This window comes from Borrelia maritima (assembly GCF_008931845.1).
Taxonomy (GTDB): domain Bacteria; phylum Spirochaetota; class Spirochaetia; order Borreliales; family Borreliaceae; genus Borreliella; species Borreliella maritima.
In genome coordinates this window covers 632278-651488 of sequence record NZ_CP044535.1, presented here as the reverse complement: position 1 = coordinate 651488, position 19211 = coordinate 632278, and the positions used below count along the sequence as shown (strand labels likewise).

At 28.8% G+C, this 19211-nt stretch carries 15 protein-coding genes and 6 tRNA genes; 7 read left to right on the top strand and 14 right to left on the bottom strand.

The annotated features are described in order from the left end of the window. Positions 1–23 precede the first annotated feature (23 nt). Both mfd and DB723_RS03125 read left to right on the top strand, forming a co-directional pair. Positions 24–3398, top strand: coding sequence for a transcription-repair coupling factor (gene mfd, locus DB723_RS03130; protein ID WP_151552479.1), 3375 nt, complete (start codon positions 24–26; stop codon positions 3396–3398). 23 nt (positions 3399–3421) lie between these two features. Beyond that, the gene (locus DB723_RS03125; protein ID WP_151552477.1) at positions 3422–4639 is read left to right on the top strand and encodes an acetate kinase; all 1218 of its coding nucleotides are present in this window, start codon (positions 3422–3424) and stop codon (positions 4637–4639) included. A gap of 75 nt (positions 4640–4714) precedes the next feature. Here DB723_RS03125 and DB723_RS03120 read toward each other — a convergent pair whose 3' ends face one another. After that, positions 4715–5260, bottom strand: a complete 546-nt coding sequence (locus tag DB723_RS03120) for a DJ-1 family glyoxalase III (RefSeq protein WP_151552475.1) — start codon at positions 5258–5260, stop codon at positions 4715–4717. Between the two features lie 15 nt (positions 5261–5275). Beyond that, a tRNA-Met gene (locus tag DB723_RS03115) sits at positions 5276–5349 on the bottom strand. 211 nt (positions 5350–5560) lie between these two features. Between DB723_RS03115 and DB723_RS03110 the strand changes: the two genes are divergently transcribed. After that, a complete protein-coding gene (locus DB723_RS03110; RefSeq protein ID WP_151552473.1) occupies positions 5561–7156 on the top strand; it encodes a glycoside hydrolase family 3 N-terminal domain-containing protein in 1596 nt (531 codons plus the stop codon). On the opposite strand, the gene DB723_RS03105 is transcribed toward DB723_RS03110, so the two are convergent. Next, the gene (locus tag DB723_RS03105) at positions 7134–8096 is read right to left on the bottom strand and encodes a DHH family phosphoesterase (protein WP_151552471.1); all 963 of its coding nucleotides are present in this window, start codon (positions 8094–8096) and stop codon (positions 7134–7136) included. The two genes, DB723_RS03110 and DB723_RS03105, sit on opposite strands and share 23 nt — an antisense overlap. Positions 8097–8214: 118 nt before the next feature. Here DB723_RS03105 and cdd point away from each other — a divergent pair, with 118 nt between their 5' ends. After that, the gene (gene cdd / locus DB723_RS03100; RefSeq protein ID WP_151552469.1) at positions 8215–8652 is read left to right on the top strand and encodes a cytidine deaminase; all 438 of its coding nucleotides are present in this window, start codon (positions 8215–8217) and stop codon (positions 8650–8652) included. 22 nt (positions 8653–8674) lie between these two features. On the opposite strand, the gene DB723_RS03095 is transcribed toward cdd, so the two are convergent. Further along, positions 8675–9043 (bottom strand): hypothetical protein, encoded by a 369-nt coding sequence (locus DB723_RS03095; protein ID WP_151552467.1) that lies wholly within the window; start codon positions 9041–9043, stop codon positions 8675–8677. Positions 9044–9163: 120 nt separating this feature from the next. On the opposite strand from DB723_RS03095, the gene DB723_RS03090 reads away from it, so the two are divergent. The 3 genes from DB723_RS03090 (at position 9164) to rpsD (ending at position 11302) form a co-directional block, all read left to right on the top strand. Beyond that, positions 9164–10507 carry a cation diffusion facilitator family transporter gene (locus DB723_RS03090; protein WP_151552465.1) on the top strand — a complete coding sequence of 448 codons (1344 nt, stop codon included), beginning with the start codon at positions 9164–9166 and terminating at the stop codon, positions 10505–10507. A gap of 67 nt (positions 10508–10574) precedes the next feature. Further along, positions 10575–10647, top strand: a tRNA-Met gene (locus DB723_RS03085). 28 nt (positions 10648–10675) lie between these two features. After that, positions 10676–11302 carry a 30S ribosomal protein S4 gene (gene rpsD, locus DB723_RS03080; protein WP_151552463.1) on the top strand — a complete coding sequence of 209 codons (627 nt, stop codon included), beginning with the start codon at positions 10676–10678 and terminating at the stop codon, positions 11300–11302. Positions 11303–11361: 59 nt separating this feature from the next. Here the strand turns inward: rpsD and DB723_RS03075 are convergent, their stop codons facing one another. From DB723_RS03075 to pepD, 10 genes are all read right to left on the bottom strand, one after another. After that, the gene (locus DB723_RS03075) at positions 11362–11514 is read right to left on the bottom strand and encodes a hypothetical protein (protein WP_151552461.1); all 153 of its coding nucleotides are present in this window, start codon (positions 11512–11514) and stop codon (positions 11362–11364) included. Positions 11515–11553: 39 nt separating this feature from the next. Continuing rightward, positions 11554–13944 carry an endopeptidase La gene (gene lon / locus DB723_RS03070; protein WP_151552950.1) on the bottom strand — a complete coding sequence of 797 codons (2391 nt, stop codon included), beginning with the start codon at positions 13942–13944 and terminating at the stop codon, positions 11554–11556. Then, the gene (gene clpX, locus DB723_RS03065) at positions 13931–15223 is read right to left on the bottom strand and encodes an ATP-dependent protease ATP-binding subunit ClpX (protein WP_151552459.1); all 1293 of its coding nucleotides are present in this window, start codon (positions 15221–15223) and stop codon (positions 13931–13933) included. Before clpX ends, lon begins: the two co-directional genes overlap by 14 nt. Before the next feature lie 23 nt (positions 15224–15246). Continuing rightward, positions 15247–15831, bottom strand: coding sequence for an ATP-dependent Clp endopeptidase proteolytic subunit ClpP (gene clpP / locus DB723_RS03060; protein WP_151552948.1), 585 nt, complete (start codon positions 15829–15831; stop codon positions 15247–15249). Positions 15832–15845: 14 nt separating this feature from the next. Next, on the bottom strand, positions 15846–17204 hold the full coding sequence (tig, locus tag DB723_RS03055) for a trigger factor (protein ID WP_151552457.1): 1359 nt from the start codon (positions 17202–17204) through the stop codon (positions 15846–15848). Between the two features lie 40 nt (positions 17205–17244). Further along, positions 17245–17316, bottom strand: a tRNA-Gly gene (locus tag DB723_RS03050). Between the two features lie 6 nt (positions 17317–17322). Beyond that, positions 17323–17403: transfer RNA gene (locus DB723_RS03045), tRNA-Leu, on the bottom strand. 79 nt (positions 17404–17482) lie between these two features. Then, positions 17483–17556, bottom strand: a tRNA-Arg gene (locus tag DB723_RS03040). A 25-nt stretch (positions 17557–17581) separates the two neighbouring features. Continuing rightward, positions 17582–17656 (bottom strand) — tRNA-His (locus DB723_RS03035). Between the two features lie 109 nt (positions 17657–17765). After that, positions 17766–19196 (bottom strand): beta-Ala-His dipeptidase, encoded by a 1431-nt coding sequence (gene pepD / locus DB723_RS03030; RefSeq protein WP_151552455.1) that lies wholly within the window; start codon positions 19194–19196, stop codon positions 17766–17768. Positions 19197–19211: the final 15 nt, after the last annotated feature.

Genomic DNA, 19211 nt, shown 5'->3' with positions numbered 1-19211 from the left:
TTAATTAAACAAAAAGGTAAAAAATGAATATAGATAAAGAATTAACAGAAATATTAAAAAATAATTCCAATTTAAAAAAAATGAAAGAATTTTTAGAACAAAATACATTTTTTTCATTAATAGGATATGAAGGATTTTTTAAAGCCTTTTTAATTAAAAAAATTAAAGAATATAGCAAAACTGGGAAAATAATTTTAGTAGTTAAAGATGAGAACACATTAGATAAAATCAAAAATGATTTAAGGGTAATTACAAATCAAATCTTTGAGCTTAACTATTTTAGTCCACTTGTATACAAGGGCATTGGCTCAAAAAGTACGATCTTTAACGAAAGAATTACATTCTTGATCAATTTTTATAAAAAAAAGCCTGGAATATACATTACAGTCTTAAAGTCATTGCTCAGCAAAATACCAGATAAAAATACATTACTAAAAAATATATGTAAAATTGAAAAAAATGACAATATTAATACAGCAGACATTGAAAAAACTCTTATAACATTAGGATATGAAAAAACATTCAGAGTAACAATTCCAGGAGAATTTACAATCAAAGGAGAAATTATAGACCTATACGCTTTTGGAGAACAAAGTCCAATAAGAATTATACTAAACTTCGACAAAATAGAAGAAATAAGGAAATTTAATCCCCTAACCCAATTAAAACAGGACAATGAAATTTTAGAATTTCAAATTATTCCAAAAAAAGAAATTATTTGGAACACTGAAGTTATTAATAACCTAAAAACAAAGATTAAATCTTATAAATATGAAAAGATTCTTGAAGAGTTAAATTTTAAAAAAGAAGCAAAAACAGAAGAAATGTTTTATCCACTAGTAGCAGATACTTACTTAATTGATGAGATTGAAAAAGAAACGCCTATTGTAAACTTTGAAATTAACAATTTCAAAAAAGAAATTGAAAAAATACACCAAGAATACGAAAAGCTTTACAAAGAAGCAAAAGAAGCTGGCAAAAATATAATTGACCCAAAAAGAATCCTATCAAATTCTAAAGCATTCAATCTAAAAAACGATGTTTTATTTTCCAAGATTAAAAGTTCTAAATCAAAAGAAGTTGTAGAATTTAAAATTGAGAGTGAGAGAAGCTTTTTTTCAAATATCGCGCTTACAAAAAAGAAGTTTGAAAATTGGCTAAAAAATGGATTTAAAGTCATTATTGCGGCAGAATCTGAATCGCAAAAAGAAAAACTTAAATATATTTTCAAAGATCTACCAAAAGTATCAATTGAAGTTTTAAAAATATCTAGCTCCTTAATAATAGAAAAAGAAAAAATTGCCATTATTCTTGAATCAAACATCTTTAATACCGGACAAAAAATAAACAAAACCTTTGAATCTTCAAAAACAAAGGCCATTAACTCTTTTATTGAAATCGAAAAAAATAGCCATGTAGTTCATATAAACCATGGAATTGGTATATTTAGACAAATAAAGAGAATAAAAACAAGCTCTCTTGAAAAGGATTATATTGAGATTGAATACGCTGAAGGGGAAAAACTATTTATTCCAATTGAACAAACAAATTTAATCCAAAAATACATTGGGAATGAACCTAAAAAAATTAAATTAGACAAAATTAATTCTAAAACATGGATAAAAAACAAAGCAAATGCAAAAAAAAGAATCGAAGAAATTGCAGATAAATTAATAGAACTTTATTCAAAAAGAGAAAGCATTAAAGGTATTAAATTCCCAGAAGATAACGAATTGCAATTATTATTTGAATCTGAATTCCCATACGATGAAACTCCAGATCAAATAACAGCAATAAAAGAAATCAAAGAAGATATGATGAGTTTTAAAGTAATGGATCGCCTTCTTTGTGGAGATGTTGGATTTGGAAAAACTGAAGTTGCAATGAGAGCTGCTTTTAAAGCTGTAATGGGAAATAAACAAGTTATTGTACTTTCACCAACAACTATCTTAGCAGAACAGCATTATAATACATTTAAAAAAAGATTCAAAAACTTTCCAATCAAAATCGACGTATTAAGCAGATTTGTAAAAAATACTACAGAAAAACGAATTTTAAAAGAATTGAAAAGCGGCAAAATTGATATAATCATAGCAACACACAAAATTCTTTCAAAAAAATTCATTTGCAAAAATTTAGGCTTAATAATAATTGATGAGGAACAAAGATTTGGTGTAAAGGAAAAAGAAAAACTTAAAGAAATAAGAATTTCGGTTGATTGTCTTGCTCTTTCTGCAACACCAATCCCAAGATCTCTTCACATGTCACTAATTAAACTCAGAGATATTTCTGTTTTGAAAATTCCACCTAAAAACAGAGTAAAAATAGAGGCTTATTTAGAATCGTTTAGCGAACTTTTAATAAAACATGCAATTGAAAGTGAGCTATCCCGAGACGGTCAAGTTTTTTTAGTAAATCATAATATTGAGGAACTGTATTATTTAAAAACGCTAATTGAAAAATTAACTCCTTATGCAAGGATTGCAATAATTCATGGAAAACTCACAGGTGAAGAGATTGAAAATATAATGCACAATTTTATTAAAAAAGCGTATCAAATTTTATTGGCAACAACAATAATTGAAAATGGAATAGACATTCCAAATGCAAATACAATAATAATTAATAATGCAAACAAGTTTGGACTTGCACAGCTATATCAACTAAAAGGAAGAGTTGGAAGAGGCTCTAAAAAAGCTTATGCTTATTTTTTGTACCAAGATAGCGAAAAACTAAATGAACAATCTATTGAAAGACTAAGAGCAATAACCGAATTTTCAGATCTGGGAGCAGGTTTCAAAATAGCAATGAAAGACATGGAAATAAGAGGTGTTGGAAATTTACTCGGTAGAGAACAACACGGAGAAATTGAATCGATTGGATTGGATTACTATCTAACAATGCTAAATAAAGCAATTGAAAAAAAAATAGGAAAAATCTCATCAGAAGAAGAAGTCAACATTGAAATTAACTACAGCGGCTTTATTCCTGACAATTACGCAAAAAATGAACAGGATAAAATACTAATCTATAAAAAAATTTTTGAAATTCAAACTGAAGAAGAAAGCAAAAAGATCAGATCAGAAATCCACGACAACCTTGGACCAATACCTGAAGAAATAAATAGTCTACTAATGTTAGCTGAACTTAAAATTCTAGCAAAAGAATTAAACATAATAAAACTAAAAGAAACAAACAAAACTTTGGAAATAGAATATAAAAATACAGAAAGCATTCCTATGAAAAAAATAATGGAAATATTTCAAAAGTATCCTAATTTATTAACTCTAAATCCATCGTATCAAAAATCAATATTTCTAAGCTTTAAAAATATTAAAAAATCTGAGAAAATAAATTACATATATAAAAATATTAACTTACTAAAAACAAACACATAGCTTGTCAAGCATAAAGGGAAAACATGAAAATATTAATCATAAACACAGGAAGTTCTTCATTAAAATTTGCTATTTATCAATATGAAAATTCACAAAAATTAATATCTGGAATTATTGAAAAAATAAAAGAGAAAAAATCGATCATAAAAATTGTAAATACTGACGGATCAACAACAGAAAGATCTGAAAAAGGAATTGAAAATCACCAAAAAGCAATAGAAAAAATGTTTAAAATACTTACAAACAGCAATTTAAAAATCCTTAAAACTCTTAGCGAGATTAAAATAATAGGACATCGGGTTGTACATGGAGGTTCAAGCCTTAAAAATTCAGTAATTCTTACAACTAGTATTTTAAATACATTAAAACAAATTTCTGAACTTGCTCCACTTCACAATCCAAGTGCAATCACTGCAATAGAAACAGTGCTTGAAATTTCACCACACACCAAACAAGTTTTATGCTTTGATACATCATGGCACCAAACTATAAAAGAACGCGCTTTTCTTTACGCGGTCCCATATTCTTGGTATAAAAATCACAGTATCAGAAAATATGGCTTTCACGGTCTTTCTTATTCATACATAACAAAAAGAACCTCAGAAATTTTAAATAAAAAAATAGATAATATAAATTTAATAATATTGCATCTTGGAAACGGAGCAAGCATTAACGCTGTTAAAGATGGAAAATCTTACGACACAAGTATGGGAATTACTCCGCTTGAAGGCCTTGTGATGGGAACAAGAAGTGGGGATATAGATCCATCAATTATTAATTTAATGAGCACAATTTTAAATAAAAACACTAAACAAATTGAAGAAATATTAAATAAAGAAAGCGGTATACTAGGAATTTCTGGAAAATCGAATGATATGAGAGATATCTGGAGCAAGATTGAAGAAGGAGAATATCAATCAAAAATTGCAGTAGAAATAATGACATATAGAATGAAAAAATATATTGGATCTTACATTGCCGCTCTTGATTTTAATGTCGATGCAATAGTTTTTACAGGTGGGATTGGGGTTGTTGATTACAAAGTAAGAGATCTTGCACTAAAAGGGTTTGAAAAAATTGGAATAGAGCTAGACCCTGAAAAAAATAAAATGGCTCAAAACAAAACTTTAGAATCTGAAATATCAACCATTAAAAGCAAAATAAAAATACTAACAATACCAACAAACGAAGAATCAACCATTCTTGAAGACATTTATAATTTAATTCCAAAAAATTTATAATTTGCAATTTTAAAAACTAAGTTTAACTTCTTATTATTTATTTAAACCATTTTAAATAGTTTATTATTTAACCGTTCAAAGTAAAGTTGCTTTTTTAACATCTTCCATTACTTGTTTCCCTTTTACCATTTCAAGAAGAGTAAAAGCAAATTCAAATGCAGTTCCAACTCCTTTAGAAGTAATAAAATTATTACTTCTAACAACATTTTCATCTACAAACTCACCATCAAGCACATTTTTTTCCAAACCTGGATAACATGTAAACTTATTAGCCCCTAGAAGACCTTTAGCAGCAAGCACTATTGCTGGAGAAGCACAAATAGCTGCAATAAATTTACCTTTGGAATTCATATCTTTTAAAATTAAATCTAATTCTTTTGAATTAAAAAGATTAGTAACTCCAGGTATGCCTCCCGGGAGAATGATTAGATCAAAACAATTCTGTTTACAGTTTGATATTACATCATCTGCTAAAAAAGAAACGCCTTTTGAACTTGTTACTACATTGTTATCATTTGCGCTAATAACTTTAATATTAACATTGCCCCGCCTTAAAATATCAATCGGGACTATGGCCTCAATATCTTCAAAGCCATTTGCAAGAATAATTCCTACTACCATTTAAAAAACCTCTAATGCTGATGGAGGGACTTGAACCCACGACAACTCGGATATGAGCCGAGTGCTCTAACCAGCTGAGCTACATCAGCTTAAACTTTTATTAAGTGTATAAATTCAATAATGCTTTGTCAATGTTATTATTCAAAAGCATTATTATAAAGTATAATACAAAATAACTTGCTAATAAATATAAATTGGTAAATTAGCACTTATTATTTATATGGTTAAATGAAAAGAAATTTTTATCTCATTATCCTTTTTATAGCTAATAACTGCTTTTGCATTGATTTTTGGGATACGATGGAAAGAGAAAAACTAATAAATGAAATGGTAAACAAAATGCAAGATCATGAACTATTAGGGCAAATGTTCATGATAAGCTATCCAAATCAATCAATCACAAATTTTGTTCTTGATTTTATAAGTAAAAAAAACCTTGGGGGAATTAAAATTTTTGGATGGAATGCAAAAAATTTAAAAAATTTAACAGAAAGCATTCATAAAGCTCAAAAAACATCTCAAAATAATAAATTTAAAATTCCTTTATTTATAGCAACAGATCAAGAAGGGGGATTGGCACAGCACATAAAATTAAATACATCAGAAACAATTGGCAATCTCGGAATTGCAGCATCGCTTTCTCCAAAAGATTCTTATAATACGGGATATTATATAGCACAAGAGCTAAGGCAGCTTGGAATAAATTTAAATTTTGCACCCATAGTAGATATATATAGTCATGAAAATAATTTCGCAATAGGACCAAGAACATATTCGGATAACCCAAAAATAGTTTCACTTCTTTCTCTAGCCTTTTACAAAGGACAAAAGCAAGGAGGAATAATTTCTACTGCAAAGCATTTCCCCGGGCACGGCAATACCACCCTTGACTCTCATATTAATATTCCAATAATAAATTCTAATTTACTAGAAATAAGTTTAAATGAACTTTTACCATATAAAATATTAATCCAAGAAAACATCCCGGTAATAATGACAGGGCATTTAGCATATCCAAAGCTTACAAATGGAGAAAATATTCCTGCATCATCCTCAATAAAAATAATTAAAGACGTACTAAGAAAAAAATTAAAATACAACAACATAATAATTACTGATGACCTATTAATGAACGCAGTAAAATACAATAATGAGAGTATTTATAATACGATTGAAAGAATAGTTAGAACCAAAAGTGACATTTTTTTAATATCTTTAAATGAAGATATACAGCAAAATGCTTACAACATGCTGCTAAACTTAATGAAAAAAGATTCAGAAATAAAAAACAATATTATTGAATCTAATAAAAGAATATTAAGAATAAAATTAATGTACTTAAAAGAAAATAAAAATAAATCTAATCTGTATCCCAATTTCAACGAAAATGAGAAAATATATTCAAAAGAAAGTGAAAATTTTTTTGAACAAAATACATTAAGAAGTATTACAAAAATAAGAATAGAAAAAGAAATATCTAAAACCAAAAAAACACTTATAATATCTCCTTACTACAAAATGATTGTAGAGGGTAAAAAAATATTTCAAAATACATATGCTTATTATTACAACTATTATCCCCTAAACGAAATTAATCCCCAAAAGCTCGATGAAATTAAAAAATTAATTAAGAAATTTGAACAAGTCATATTTAATTTATCAACACCTGGAAGCTTAAAATATTTAGAAAATTTGAAAGAATATAAAGATAAAATAAGCGTAATTGTATCCCTTACGCCTCAACATATTAAAAAACTAAATTGGATAAAAAACATAGTAATTATTTATGGAACAACGCCCTTGGCATTTAAATCTGGATTTTTAACACTCACTAGAGATTTTCACCCAAAAGGAACTATTCCTTTAAAAAATATTATAAATAAATATTATCCTTAATGTATGCCAGCATTCTATTTTTTACAATTTCTAAAGAACCTTGTTTAATTCTAAATCCACTAGCATTTTTATGCCCCCCGCCTCCAAAATCTTCTGCCAATTTTCCAACATTAAAAGAATCTTTAGATCTCAAACCAACTATAATAGAGCCATCTTCCATTTCCTTTAAAATACCCAAAATTTCATTATTTTCCACATTGCTTAAAATCATATAAAAAAGTTCATTAACTCCAGTAACACTACCGTCCTTGCTAGAACTAGAAGAAGATAAAAATGTAAACAAAACCTTTCCATTCCAATAAGATTCAAGACTGTTAAGCATTAGCTTAAGAATTTCTATTGATTTTAGACTTTTGGTTGCTTCTATATAGCTATAAACTTCTTTAAGGCTTATTCCTTTTGAAACCAGTCTTGCAACCATTTCAAAAGGCTCCGGATCACTTCTTGAAATAAATTTAAAAAACCCAGTATCAGTACAAAATCCTACTAAAATATACCAAGCCTCTTCTTTTGTAATATCATATCCAAACTCTCTAATCAATTTTTCAATTAAAAAAGTAGTAGAGGGCGCAAAAGGATCAATATATCCCAGGCATTCTAATTTTTCACCAGACATATGATGATCGATTACTAAAATGGGCATATCTTTTACATAAAATATAAATTCATCACCTATCCTATCTAAAATTGAGCAATCTAAAATAATAACTGAATAATCTGAAAGCTCAATATTGGGCCATTGAGATAAAAATTTATCTTTAAAAGGAATTATTTCTTTTCTAACAAAAGGACCCTCATTTAATAAAATAGAATTTTTACCAATTCTTGAGAGAAAAGACGATAAAGCTAAAGACGAACCTATACAGTCAAAATCAGGATCTTTGTGCCCAATAATAATAAAATTATTGTACTTGTTAATAAAATTAATAACATCTCTCATAATAAAGATCGCATACCTTTCGCAAAACAAGTTTTTAGCTTATTTTACATTGACTATATTACAATATTTCAATAAAATAAACCACAATGACTAATAAAATATAACAGGTGAGGCAATTGTGGAAAATCTAAAACAAGAAGATATCGACAAAGCATTTTATATGGCAGAAAAAGCAAGAAACAATTCCTATTCTCCATATTCAAAATTTAAAGTAGGTGCCTGCATTAAAACTAAAACAAACGATTTTTTTATTGGAACAAATGTTGAAAATGCAAGCTTTGGAGCAACTTGTTGCGCAGAAAGAAGTGCGATTTTAAATATGATTGCAAAAATTGGCGTACAATCAATAGATTTTTTATTGCTTAATACAAGTCCTGAATCTATTCCATGCGCTATATGCCTGCAAGTAATGGCAGAATTTTTTGATCAAGATACAAAAATAATAATAACAGAATCTAAATCATTCAATGAAAACAAAACTCCAATAAAAATTTACACATTAAAAGATTTACTTAAAGCTCCTTTTGACAAAAAAGAACTACGAAGAGTAACATAATCTGAGCTTCTAAAAAATTAATTTAATTTAATATCTTTAGAGAAACTAAAGCACTTGCAAGCCTATTTAATTTATCACTTTCAAGGATATTAGCAGATAAATCAAATACATTTAAAATAAGTTTTTTCTCATCAGAATTAAAATTGTATTCCAAATTTTCAAATAATAAAAAATCAATAATTGGAACAAATTTTTCTACAAAGCTGTATATGCTATTATTAAGATCATACACTTCATAATAATAATCAAATATACCTTCTAATGACTTTCTGTCAAACTCTTTTAAAAAATCACAAAAATTATTTTTAATATTTCCAATTAATCCATGCAAATTTTTATTATTAAAAATAATTTTTTTACATTTTTTCACAAAAAAATCAGCTTGCCTCATAAAATAATTTCCCCACTTTTGTCTTAAAACTAAGATTGAGCTTGAATTTAATAAATGATAAAATGTAGCATTAATGCTGCATTAATAAAATTATGCAATAAATAGGAGAATGTTGCAATTATGATCAAGGTAATAAGCTTAAAAAACATTCATAAATTTACCTATTTAAAACTAGATCCTTTAAAAAAAGAAGACACCTGTATAGTTTACATCGAAAATAATTCAAAATTAATTGCAAATCTTAAAGCAAAAGCAAAAGCTGATCAAATTGAAATAATTCATTTTTATATTGATGATAATTTTAAATCAGAAGGCATAGAAAGAATAATGATTAGCAATTTAATTCACTACAGTAAAAAAAATAAATTTAAAACAATTTTATGCAAAATTACTGAAATACAAGAAGAGCTTTTAAGCCTAGGATTTGAAAATAAAAATTCTCAATATAAAAAAGAATTAGCATCTGAAATAGAAGAAGATAAATTTGTAATGGGAATAGGAATAATCTCTATATTTACCGAAATAGCATCAATATCTTCTAAACTTACTGTAGGAATACTGTTTAACTCATTTGCGCTCATTACTGACGCTTTCCACGTCATAGCAGACTTTGCTTTATCTACAATAACTTACTTTAGCTTAAAAATTACAAGCAAACCTGAAACCATCCATTATCCTCATGGACACAAACTAATGGAAAGCTTAATAGCTTTTATAATGGGAATAATCATACTTATGGCGGGATTTACACTATTTTTAAATACAACAGGATTAAATAAATTTATCACTCTTGGGGGGGAGTCTGGATTTAATCTACACATACACCAAAACAAAAATAAAAATGATAATATATACGAACATGATCACAGCCACTCACACGATCACAATAGCAACCACAGCGAAGAAGAAAAAAACAACATACTAGAAATATTTTCAAATAAATCCCTTAAAAAAAGCTTATGGATACCACTAACCCCCTTTATTTTTTTCATAGTAAAAATAATAGAATATTTAACAAAATTCCAAATAGGGAAAAGATACAATAATCAACTTCTCCTAGCATTAGCTTCATCTGATAAAAACTGTATATTCTCACATGGTGGAATTACACTGAGCTTGCTACTTGCAACTTACATGTGGAGCGGCTTTGACAAAATCATGTCTATATTTATTGGCTTTATAATAATAAAAGAGGGACTCAATGTAATAATAAATAATGCAAATAATTTGCTCTCAAAACAAAATATAGATCTTAAAAGAAGCGTAAAAAACACGCTAAAAAATTTAAATATTAACTTTAAAACACTTAATTTCCACAATCAGGGCAACAAGCTTGTACTTTATATTAAAATAAATTTAAATTCAGAAAATGACTTTCAAAATTTTACAAATAAAACACAAGATATTAGAAATATCATAAAACAAGAATATAAAGAAATAAATAATGTATATTTTTTAGTCTAATTAAATTAATAATAAATAAATAATTGACACTTATAATAAAGTTGTGTTAACATTTTAAACTGTAAGACGCAGGGTAGAGCAGTTGGTAGCTCGTCGGGCTCATAACCCGAAGGTCATAGGTTCGAGTCCTATCCCTGCTATGCTTTATTTTTAATATGTGAGGAATTGATGAATAGAAAACAAATAGCTAAGGGCAAGCTAGTAAGGAGATTTGGTATTAATATTTTTGAGCAGCCAAAATACGACAAAATACTTAAAAAAAAGCCACATCCTCCTGGAATGCATGGAAAAGCCAGAAAAGCTAAAATCACAGAATACGGAAAACAATTGATAGAAAAACAAAAAATAAAGTTTACTTATGGTGTAAGCGAAAGACAATTAACTAACACCTTTAAAGAGGCAAAAAAGCATCACGGCGTTACTGGAGACAACTTACTTTCAATACTTGAGAGAAGAATTGACAATGTTGTATATAGAGCCGGATTTGCTATCTCAAGAGCACACGCAAGACAAATAGTTTCTCACGGTATTGTTATATTAAATGGAAGAAGAGTTACAATCCCTTCAATAATATTAAGAGCAAATGATCAAATTCAAATAAAAGAAAAAGATAGCCTAAAAAAATTAATAAGATCAAATATAGAAAAAACTTCCTCTCTTAGAAATTTACCAACTTGGATAGAAGTAAACGCTGACGATTTAAACATAAAAGTAAAGCACGCTCCATCAAGAGACGAGATACCTACGCTTGCTAATGAGCAAATGGTTGTAGAGTACTATTCTAAGAGAGCATAAAATATTATTTTTTCTGCATTATTAAAGAAACAAAAAGTGGCCAATTAAAGCCACTTTCTTTATTTACCTTTTTTTTTACCCTTTGAAAAATTTTTACCTAAATTATTCTTAGCAAAACAAGAAAAACTGTTATTCTTTTTCAAGCCTTTATCATAAGGCTGAGTACTAAAAGACGCCCTGTTGCCTGAGGGCCTTCTAACTCCATCTTTCATATATCTACTCCTAAAATATAAATTTAAATATGCAACTTTTTAAATAATATTTAAATAATCAAAAACCTCTTCCAAATTGGAGACAAATTTAACATCTATATTCTCTTTAACCTCTTCTGGAAGCTTAAAATAATCTTTTTTATTGTCTTTGGGTAAAATAACTTTGCTTATGCCATTTCTATAGGCTGCTAAAACTTTTTCTTTAATGCCACCTACAGGAAGAACGAAACCTTTTAAAGTCACCTCACCAGTCATTGCAAGATCCAAAGGAACTTTCTTCCCAGACAATATTGAAGCAATTGCTGTTGCGATGGTAATACCCGCAGAAGGACCATCTTTTGGCGTTGCCCCCTCTGGAAAGTGCAAATGAATTTCGGGGCTTTCTTTTACGTCAAAATTAAGCTTAGAAGAATAGGTCTTTACTATAGAATATGCAAGCTGTGCACTCTCTTTCATAATAGCTCCAAGACTACCCGTCAGTATAATGTCGCCCTTTTTCTCAAACTTAGTTGCCTCAACGGGAAGAACTGTACCGCCATAATTTGTCCAGGCAAGTCCATAAACAAATCCAGAAGAGTCAATCTTAATTAAATCCAAATTATATTCAGTATCAACATAATTATAATAATTATTAATATTTATTATTTTATAAATACCTGGAATATCAGGATCATGAGTAAAAAGCGAATTATTTCCATGTATCAAAGAACTCGGTGAATAAAAATTGCCTTTGATTATTTGATCTTTAGAATACTTATAAAGCAACTCCCTTACAAGTTTCCTAATTAAATTAGTTAAGACTCTCTTTAGTCCCCTTACACCAGATTCCATAGTATAGTTTCTAATTAAATTAAAAATAACCTCGTCTTCTATCCTTATATAAACTTTGTCTAAAAAACTCTCTTTAATGATACTTGGAATCAAAAAGATCTTAGCAATCTCTAGCTTTTCAATATAAGAATAACCTTCAACTTTAATTATTTCCATTCTATCAAGAAGTGGCTTTGACATACCATTAAGAGAATTGGCTGTTGTGACAAATAAAACATTAGAAAGATCATAAGGGATTTCTAAATAATGATCTATAAATTTATAATTTTGCTCAGGATCTAAAACTTCTAAAAGAGCAGATTCGGGATTTCCTTTATAGCTATTATTAATTTTATCTATTTCATCAAGAAGAATAACAGGATTGGATTTGCCTGATCTTTTCATTGCACTAATAAAAACACCTGGAAGAGACCCAACATAAGTTCTTCGGTGTCCCCTAATTTCTGCCTCATCTCTTAAGCCACCAAGAGATATTTTAACAAATTCCCTAGACAACGATCTTGCAACAGATTCTACAAGAGATGTTTTACCAATACCAGGAGGTCCCACAAGACATAAAATAGGAGCTTTAACCTTAGAATTAATTTGATAAACAGCCAAAAAATTTATTATCTTTTCTTTTGCTTCATCCATGCCATAATGAGAATTTCTTAAGATAAACTCAATCTCGCTTAAATGATTTTTCATAACAGTATTTTCATTCCAAGGAAGATCTAATATTAATTCTATATAACTTCTAATAATATTAGCATCAGGAGAATTCATCTGCATCTTAGATAATCTAGAAATTTCTTTTTCAATCTTAGATTTAATATCTTCTGGAATATCTTTGGAATTTAGCCTCTCAATATAATCATTTTCATCTTTGCCTAATCTTTTTTGTATTTCTTTAACTTGTTCAGAAAGAAAATAATCCCTTTGTCCCTTATCTAATTTAGCTCTAACTTTAGAATTAATATCTTTTTTAAGATCTAATAGGTCAATTTCAATGTTTAAATTAACAATTAGCTTTTCTATTCTGGTTTTAACATTTAACTCTTGCAAAAGCTCTAATTTTATGCCATTTTCCAAGTTTGAATTAGAGGCTATAACATCAACAAGTTTACTTGGATTTTCAAAATAATTAATCGGTTCATTATCACCATCATAAGATTTTAAAGATAAGGAATTTTTATAAACTTCATAAGTTTCTTTTAAAAATTTAGCATAGGTAAAAAGCTCTCTATTTAATCCACCAGAATCAGACACAAAAGTAACCCTAGCTCTCAAATAATCATTTTTTTTTGAAACATTGCCTATAAGAACTCTGCTTTGACACTCAACCAAAACTTTTACTGCGTCTTTGCCGACCTTTATAACTTGGATAAGTTTAGAATAAGTGCCCACAGAGCATAGGTTTTTAACCCCTCCTCTACTAGATTCGTCATAATTAGATTCATTAGGATAAGCAAATAAAATAAACCTTTCCTCTAGCATAGATTGAGCTATGGAATTAATTACATATTCATTATCAAAAGTTACCCACAATGTCATATTAGGGAAAAGAACATTTTCTTTTAAAATAACAACTGGAAGATCTTCTTTTCTATTTTTTATCATATTTAAGATTGATTTCATATAACTCTTTTGCCCAAGGTTTTTTAATTGCATTTCCCACCAAAATTAATGGATTAACATCTGCATTTAAAACAGATTCTTTTGTTACAACAACCTTCTTAGCCTTGCTAATCGAAGGAACCTCAAACATAACATCTTTAAGAAGACCCTCTAAAATAGATCTAAGACCTCTTGCTCCAGTATTTTTCAAAATAGCTTCATCTACAATTGACTCTAGAGCATCTTTTTCAAATACCAATTCAACATTATCCATTTTAAACATATAATAATACTGCTTAACAATAGAATTTTTAGGATCAACTAATATTTTCATCAAATCTTCTTTATTTAACTTTTCAAGATACGAATGTACAGGGAGTCTACCAACAAACTCGGGTATCAAGCCAAATTTAATCAAATCTTCCATTTCTAAATACTTTAATGAAGCGTTCTCCTTTACATTCTTTTTTTCAATTGCTGAAAAACCAATAGAACTCTTATTTATTCGATTTTTCACAATATTTTCAAGCCCAACAAATGCACCACCACATATAAAAAGTATATTTTGAGTATTAATTTCAATAGTATCTTCATAAGGATGCTTTCTCCCACCTCTTGGAGGAACATTTGCAACAGTCCCCTCAATTATCTTTAACAGGGCCTGCTGAACTCCTTCTCCAGAAACATCCCTTGTAATTGAAACATTCTCATTTTTTTTAGCAATTTTATCTATTTCGTCTATATAAATAATCCCTTTCTCAGCCAGACTAATATCACCATGAGCAGATTGTATTAATTTAAGCAAAATATTTTCTACATCTTCACCAACATATCCGGCTTCTGTCAAAGTTGTAGCATCTGCTATTGCAAATGGCACATTCATCTCTGCGGCCAAAGTTTTTGCAAGCAAAGTTTTCCCACTGCCTGTAGGCCCAACCAAAAGTATATTGGATTTTTCAATCTCAATACCATTATCATATTTATTATTTTTTAATATTCTCTTATAATGGTTATAAACAGCTACAGATAAAACTTTTTTTGCATCTTCTTGCCCAACAACATGCATATCTAAATGATCCTTAAGTTGTTTAGGAGTTGGCAAACCATTAGACTTAGAATCTAGAGGCTTACACAACTTTTCTTTAAAAAGATTGTGACATATTCTAGAACATTCGGGACAAATCGCCACTCCATTAGATATAACAACATTACCTCCAAGCTCAGCAACACTAAGTCCACAAAAAGAACACTCTTTTACTTTTTGACCTTTTACTCTTGCCATAAAAATTACTACCGAAAATAAAACTACTCCCTAACTAAGATACTATCAATAAGACCATATTTAAGAGCATCACTTGAAGTCATAAAATAATCTCTTTCCATATCAAGAGCCAGTTTTTCTTTATCAACTCCTATCTGATTAGACATAATATCTATTATTAATTTTTTAAGTCTTAAAATTTCATTAGCTTGTATATTAATATCACTAGCCTGGCCACTTATTCCACCCCAAGGCTGATGAATCATTATTCTAGAATAAGCTAGAGATTCTCTTTTACCCTTGGCACCAGCAGCAAGCAAAAAAGCTCCCATTGAAGCAGCTTGTCCAATACAAATTGTCCTCACATCAGGTTTTATATATTGCATAGTATCATAAATCGCAAGACCTGCAGTAATACTACCTCCTGGAGAATTTAAATAAAGATAAATATCTTTGCTTGAATCTTCTGATTCTAAAAACAAAAGTTGTGCAATCACAGTATCTGCCTTAGAATCATTAATCTCACCACTCAAAAATATTATACGCTCTCTAAGTAATCTTGAATATATATCAAATACTCTCTCATAATTCCCTGTATGCTCAATCACAGTGGGTATTAAATTATACATAAATTCCATTTTTCTTACTCACAAATTTTATAATTAACAAAATCTTTAAAAGAAATTTGTTTGCCTTTTACCTCTTTAAGATTTGTCAAAATTTTTTTCTTAACTCTATTCCTTTTGATATCATCTTTTAAATAAGGAATCAGATTTTGATCTTCATAAAATTTTTTAATCTCCTCGTAACTTACACCCGAATTTTCAGATTGTCTGACCATCTCATCCTCAAGATCACTCTCGGTAACTTTAGTTGGATCTAAATCTACCATTTTTTGAATTATTAACTTAGATTTCAAATTACTAAAAATTTCATTCTTTAAATTAGTATTACCAATAAATCCTGAAGAATAAAAAATGCTTTTAAACTCTTCAAGATTCATCTTATTTTGCTTTGCAGTGTCCTTAAAGGCGATTTCAATTTCAGCTTCAACCATTGAATGGGGAATGTCTATTTCTATTTTTTCAGAAATAGTAGAAAAAAATTTATTTAGCTTTAAGGCTTCTTTCTTTTCTTCAATAAGGTTAAAAATATTAGACCTTATAAAATTTTTAAGATCATCTAGTGTATTATATCTATCGCTAATATCCTTTGCAAACTCATCATCTATTAAGGGAAGATCTCTTTTTTTAATACTCTTAATCTTAATCTTCAATTTTCTTGAAGATCCCGCAAGTTCTTCAAATTTATAATCTGAAATATAAGATTTTTCTATAACTTTCTCTTCATCAATTTTCATACCAATTACATCTTTGTCAAAATCATAATAGGTCTCGGATTTTCCAACTGTAAAAACAAAGTCTTGTCTTTTTGTTGATGCTATCTCATTTAAAAAATCATTAAGTTCGACAAAGTCCACTTTAACAATGCTATCTTTTTTGACAATTCCTTGTTCATCTTCAATAATAATTGAATTTTCTATTTGAAGACGCCTAATCTCATCATCAATATCAGAATCATTAATAAAAACTTCAGGGACTTCCACTTTAATATCAATCTCATCAAAACTTGGGATTTTAAATTCAGGATAAGTCTCATACACAAAAGTAAATTCAAAATCTTTATCAAGATTTAATCTTAAATCTTTTTCCTTTATAGTGGGAGAAACATAACTTAAAGGCTTTTTAGGCTCTTCTTTAAAAAATTCTTTAAGAGAATTATTAACCAATTCTTCTAAAACAGTAGCTCTTAACCCCTCAGAATATTTATTCTCAATAATATTAATAGGAACTTTTCCAATTCTAAAACCTTGAATCTTAAGCCTGGAAGAATAATCCTTTAATAATGAGCTATATTTTTCCTGAATAATATTTTTTGGAACTCTAATGACAGCCTCAACCTTTGAGCCTGGAAGAAGCTTAATATCTTTGCTAAAAATCACTGCTAATGCCTCAATTAAAATTTATTGATAATTATTAAAAAGCGAAAGACGGGATTTGAACCCGCGACTTTCACCTTGGCAAGGTGACACTCTACCCCTGAGTTACTTTCGCACTTATTACAGAAGGTGGGAGTCGAACCCACACGCCAAAGGCACTAGATCCTAAGTCTAGCGTGTCTGCCAATTCCACCACTCCTGCATACTTCATACTCAACCTAGTATACAAAAACTTAAAAGCTTTTGCAAGTATGCCTAATCTATCAAATAAATAATATTTTCGCACTCAGCAGGACTCGAACCTGCAACCTTCGGATTCGAAGTCCGCCGCTCTATCCAATTGAGCTATGAATGCAGTTATTAAAATAAAATTGATTATAAGGTGATTGACGGGGCTTGAACCCGCGACATTCGGAACCACAACCCGACGCTCTACCAACTGAGCTACAACCACCAATAATAAGTGAATATGATTACCATCATATTTTATAAATATTTAATTTCTAAGTCAATAAAAAATAAAAACTATGCGAATTTTAGTTTAAAAAAAATTATTTTTTTAAACTAAAATTTTTTAAATCTTTCTAAACTTTTTTTCAAAAAATCATAAACTCTAATAGTTGAAGGAATATCTACTCTTTCTCTAGTAGTATGAGGAAATTCAATCCAAGGCCCAAGAGTAACAGATTCTATACCCCCTAATCTAGAAGATATTATGCCTGTTTCAAGACCCGCATGTATTAAACAAACATTAGCATCTTTAAGATACATCTCTTTATACACTTCTTGAAGATGTTTTAAAAGATTGCTATTCTTATCAGAATTCCAAGAAGGATCATCATAAATTAAACGTAAACTAGCTCCTGATAAATCACTTATTGAATGCAAATGATTAAAAACATATTCTTTGTCTAAATCCAATAAAGATCTTATTAAAAAAGTAAAAACATAATCACTTTGCATTTTTAAAAGACTTGAAAAATTTAAAGAAGTCTTAATGAGTTTATTTTCATAATTTTCTACTTTTTGAACTCCATGTAAAAATCCCATCCCCATATTTAAAAGCTTGCGCTTGCTATCTTCATCAAGAACTTTAGCTGATGAAAATCCTCTTTTATTAATAATAATGTCAAATTCACTTTCAAGAGAATACGTGCTTTTAACTTTAAACAAGAAAAGCTCGAGCTCTTTATTTAATAAATCATAATCACTGTCATTGATAAAAATTAAAGCTTTAGCTTCATTCGGGATTGCATTGCTGCTACCCCCACCAAAAATACTTTCAATCTCAAAATCAATATTTGCTTTAATTTCAAAAAGAGCAAAAAACATTAATTTTAAAGCATTTGCCAAATCCAAATGAATATCTGCACCGGAATGGCCACCTTTAAGCCCTTTAAATAAAATTTCTACTTTAGTTTTTTTTGTTGCAAGAGTATACTGAGGAGAAAAAACAACCTCAGCAAGTCTTGATCCTGCACAACCAACTATAAAATAACCTTCTTCTTCTCCATCAAGATTAATGAGACTTTTACCGCTGCATAAATTAGAATCAAGACCAAGAGCGCCTATTAAACCTATTTCCTCATCAACAGTAAAAAGAAGTTCCAAATCGGGATGGGGAAACCTATTTGCCTCACTCATAATGCCTAACATCATAGCTACCCCAATCCCATCATCAGCTCCAAGGGTAGTCCCTACTGCTTTTAGATACCCATCTTCTTCAACAATTGTAATTGGATCCGTTTCAAAATTATGTAAACTGGATTCATTTTTTTCACAAACCATATCAACATGTGATTGCAAAATAATAGGATGCATATCAATATTATTATTGGATTTTATCTGCACCACAATATTCCCAACACTATCTTCTTTAAAAGAATATCCAAATTCTCTGGCTCTCTCCTTAATAAAATTAATAATTCCTTTAACATTTTTTGAACATCTTGGAATCTTTGATATCTCTTTAAAAAAATCAATTACAATACTCATAATAACTTTCCTTTG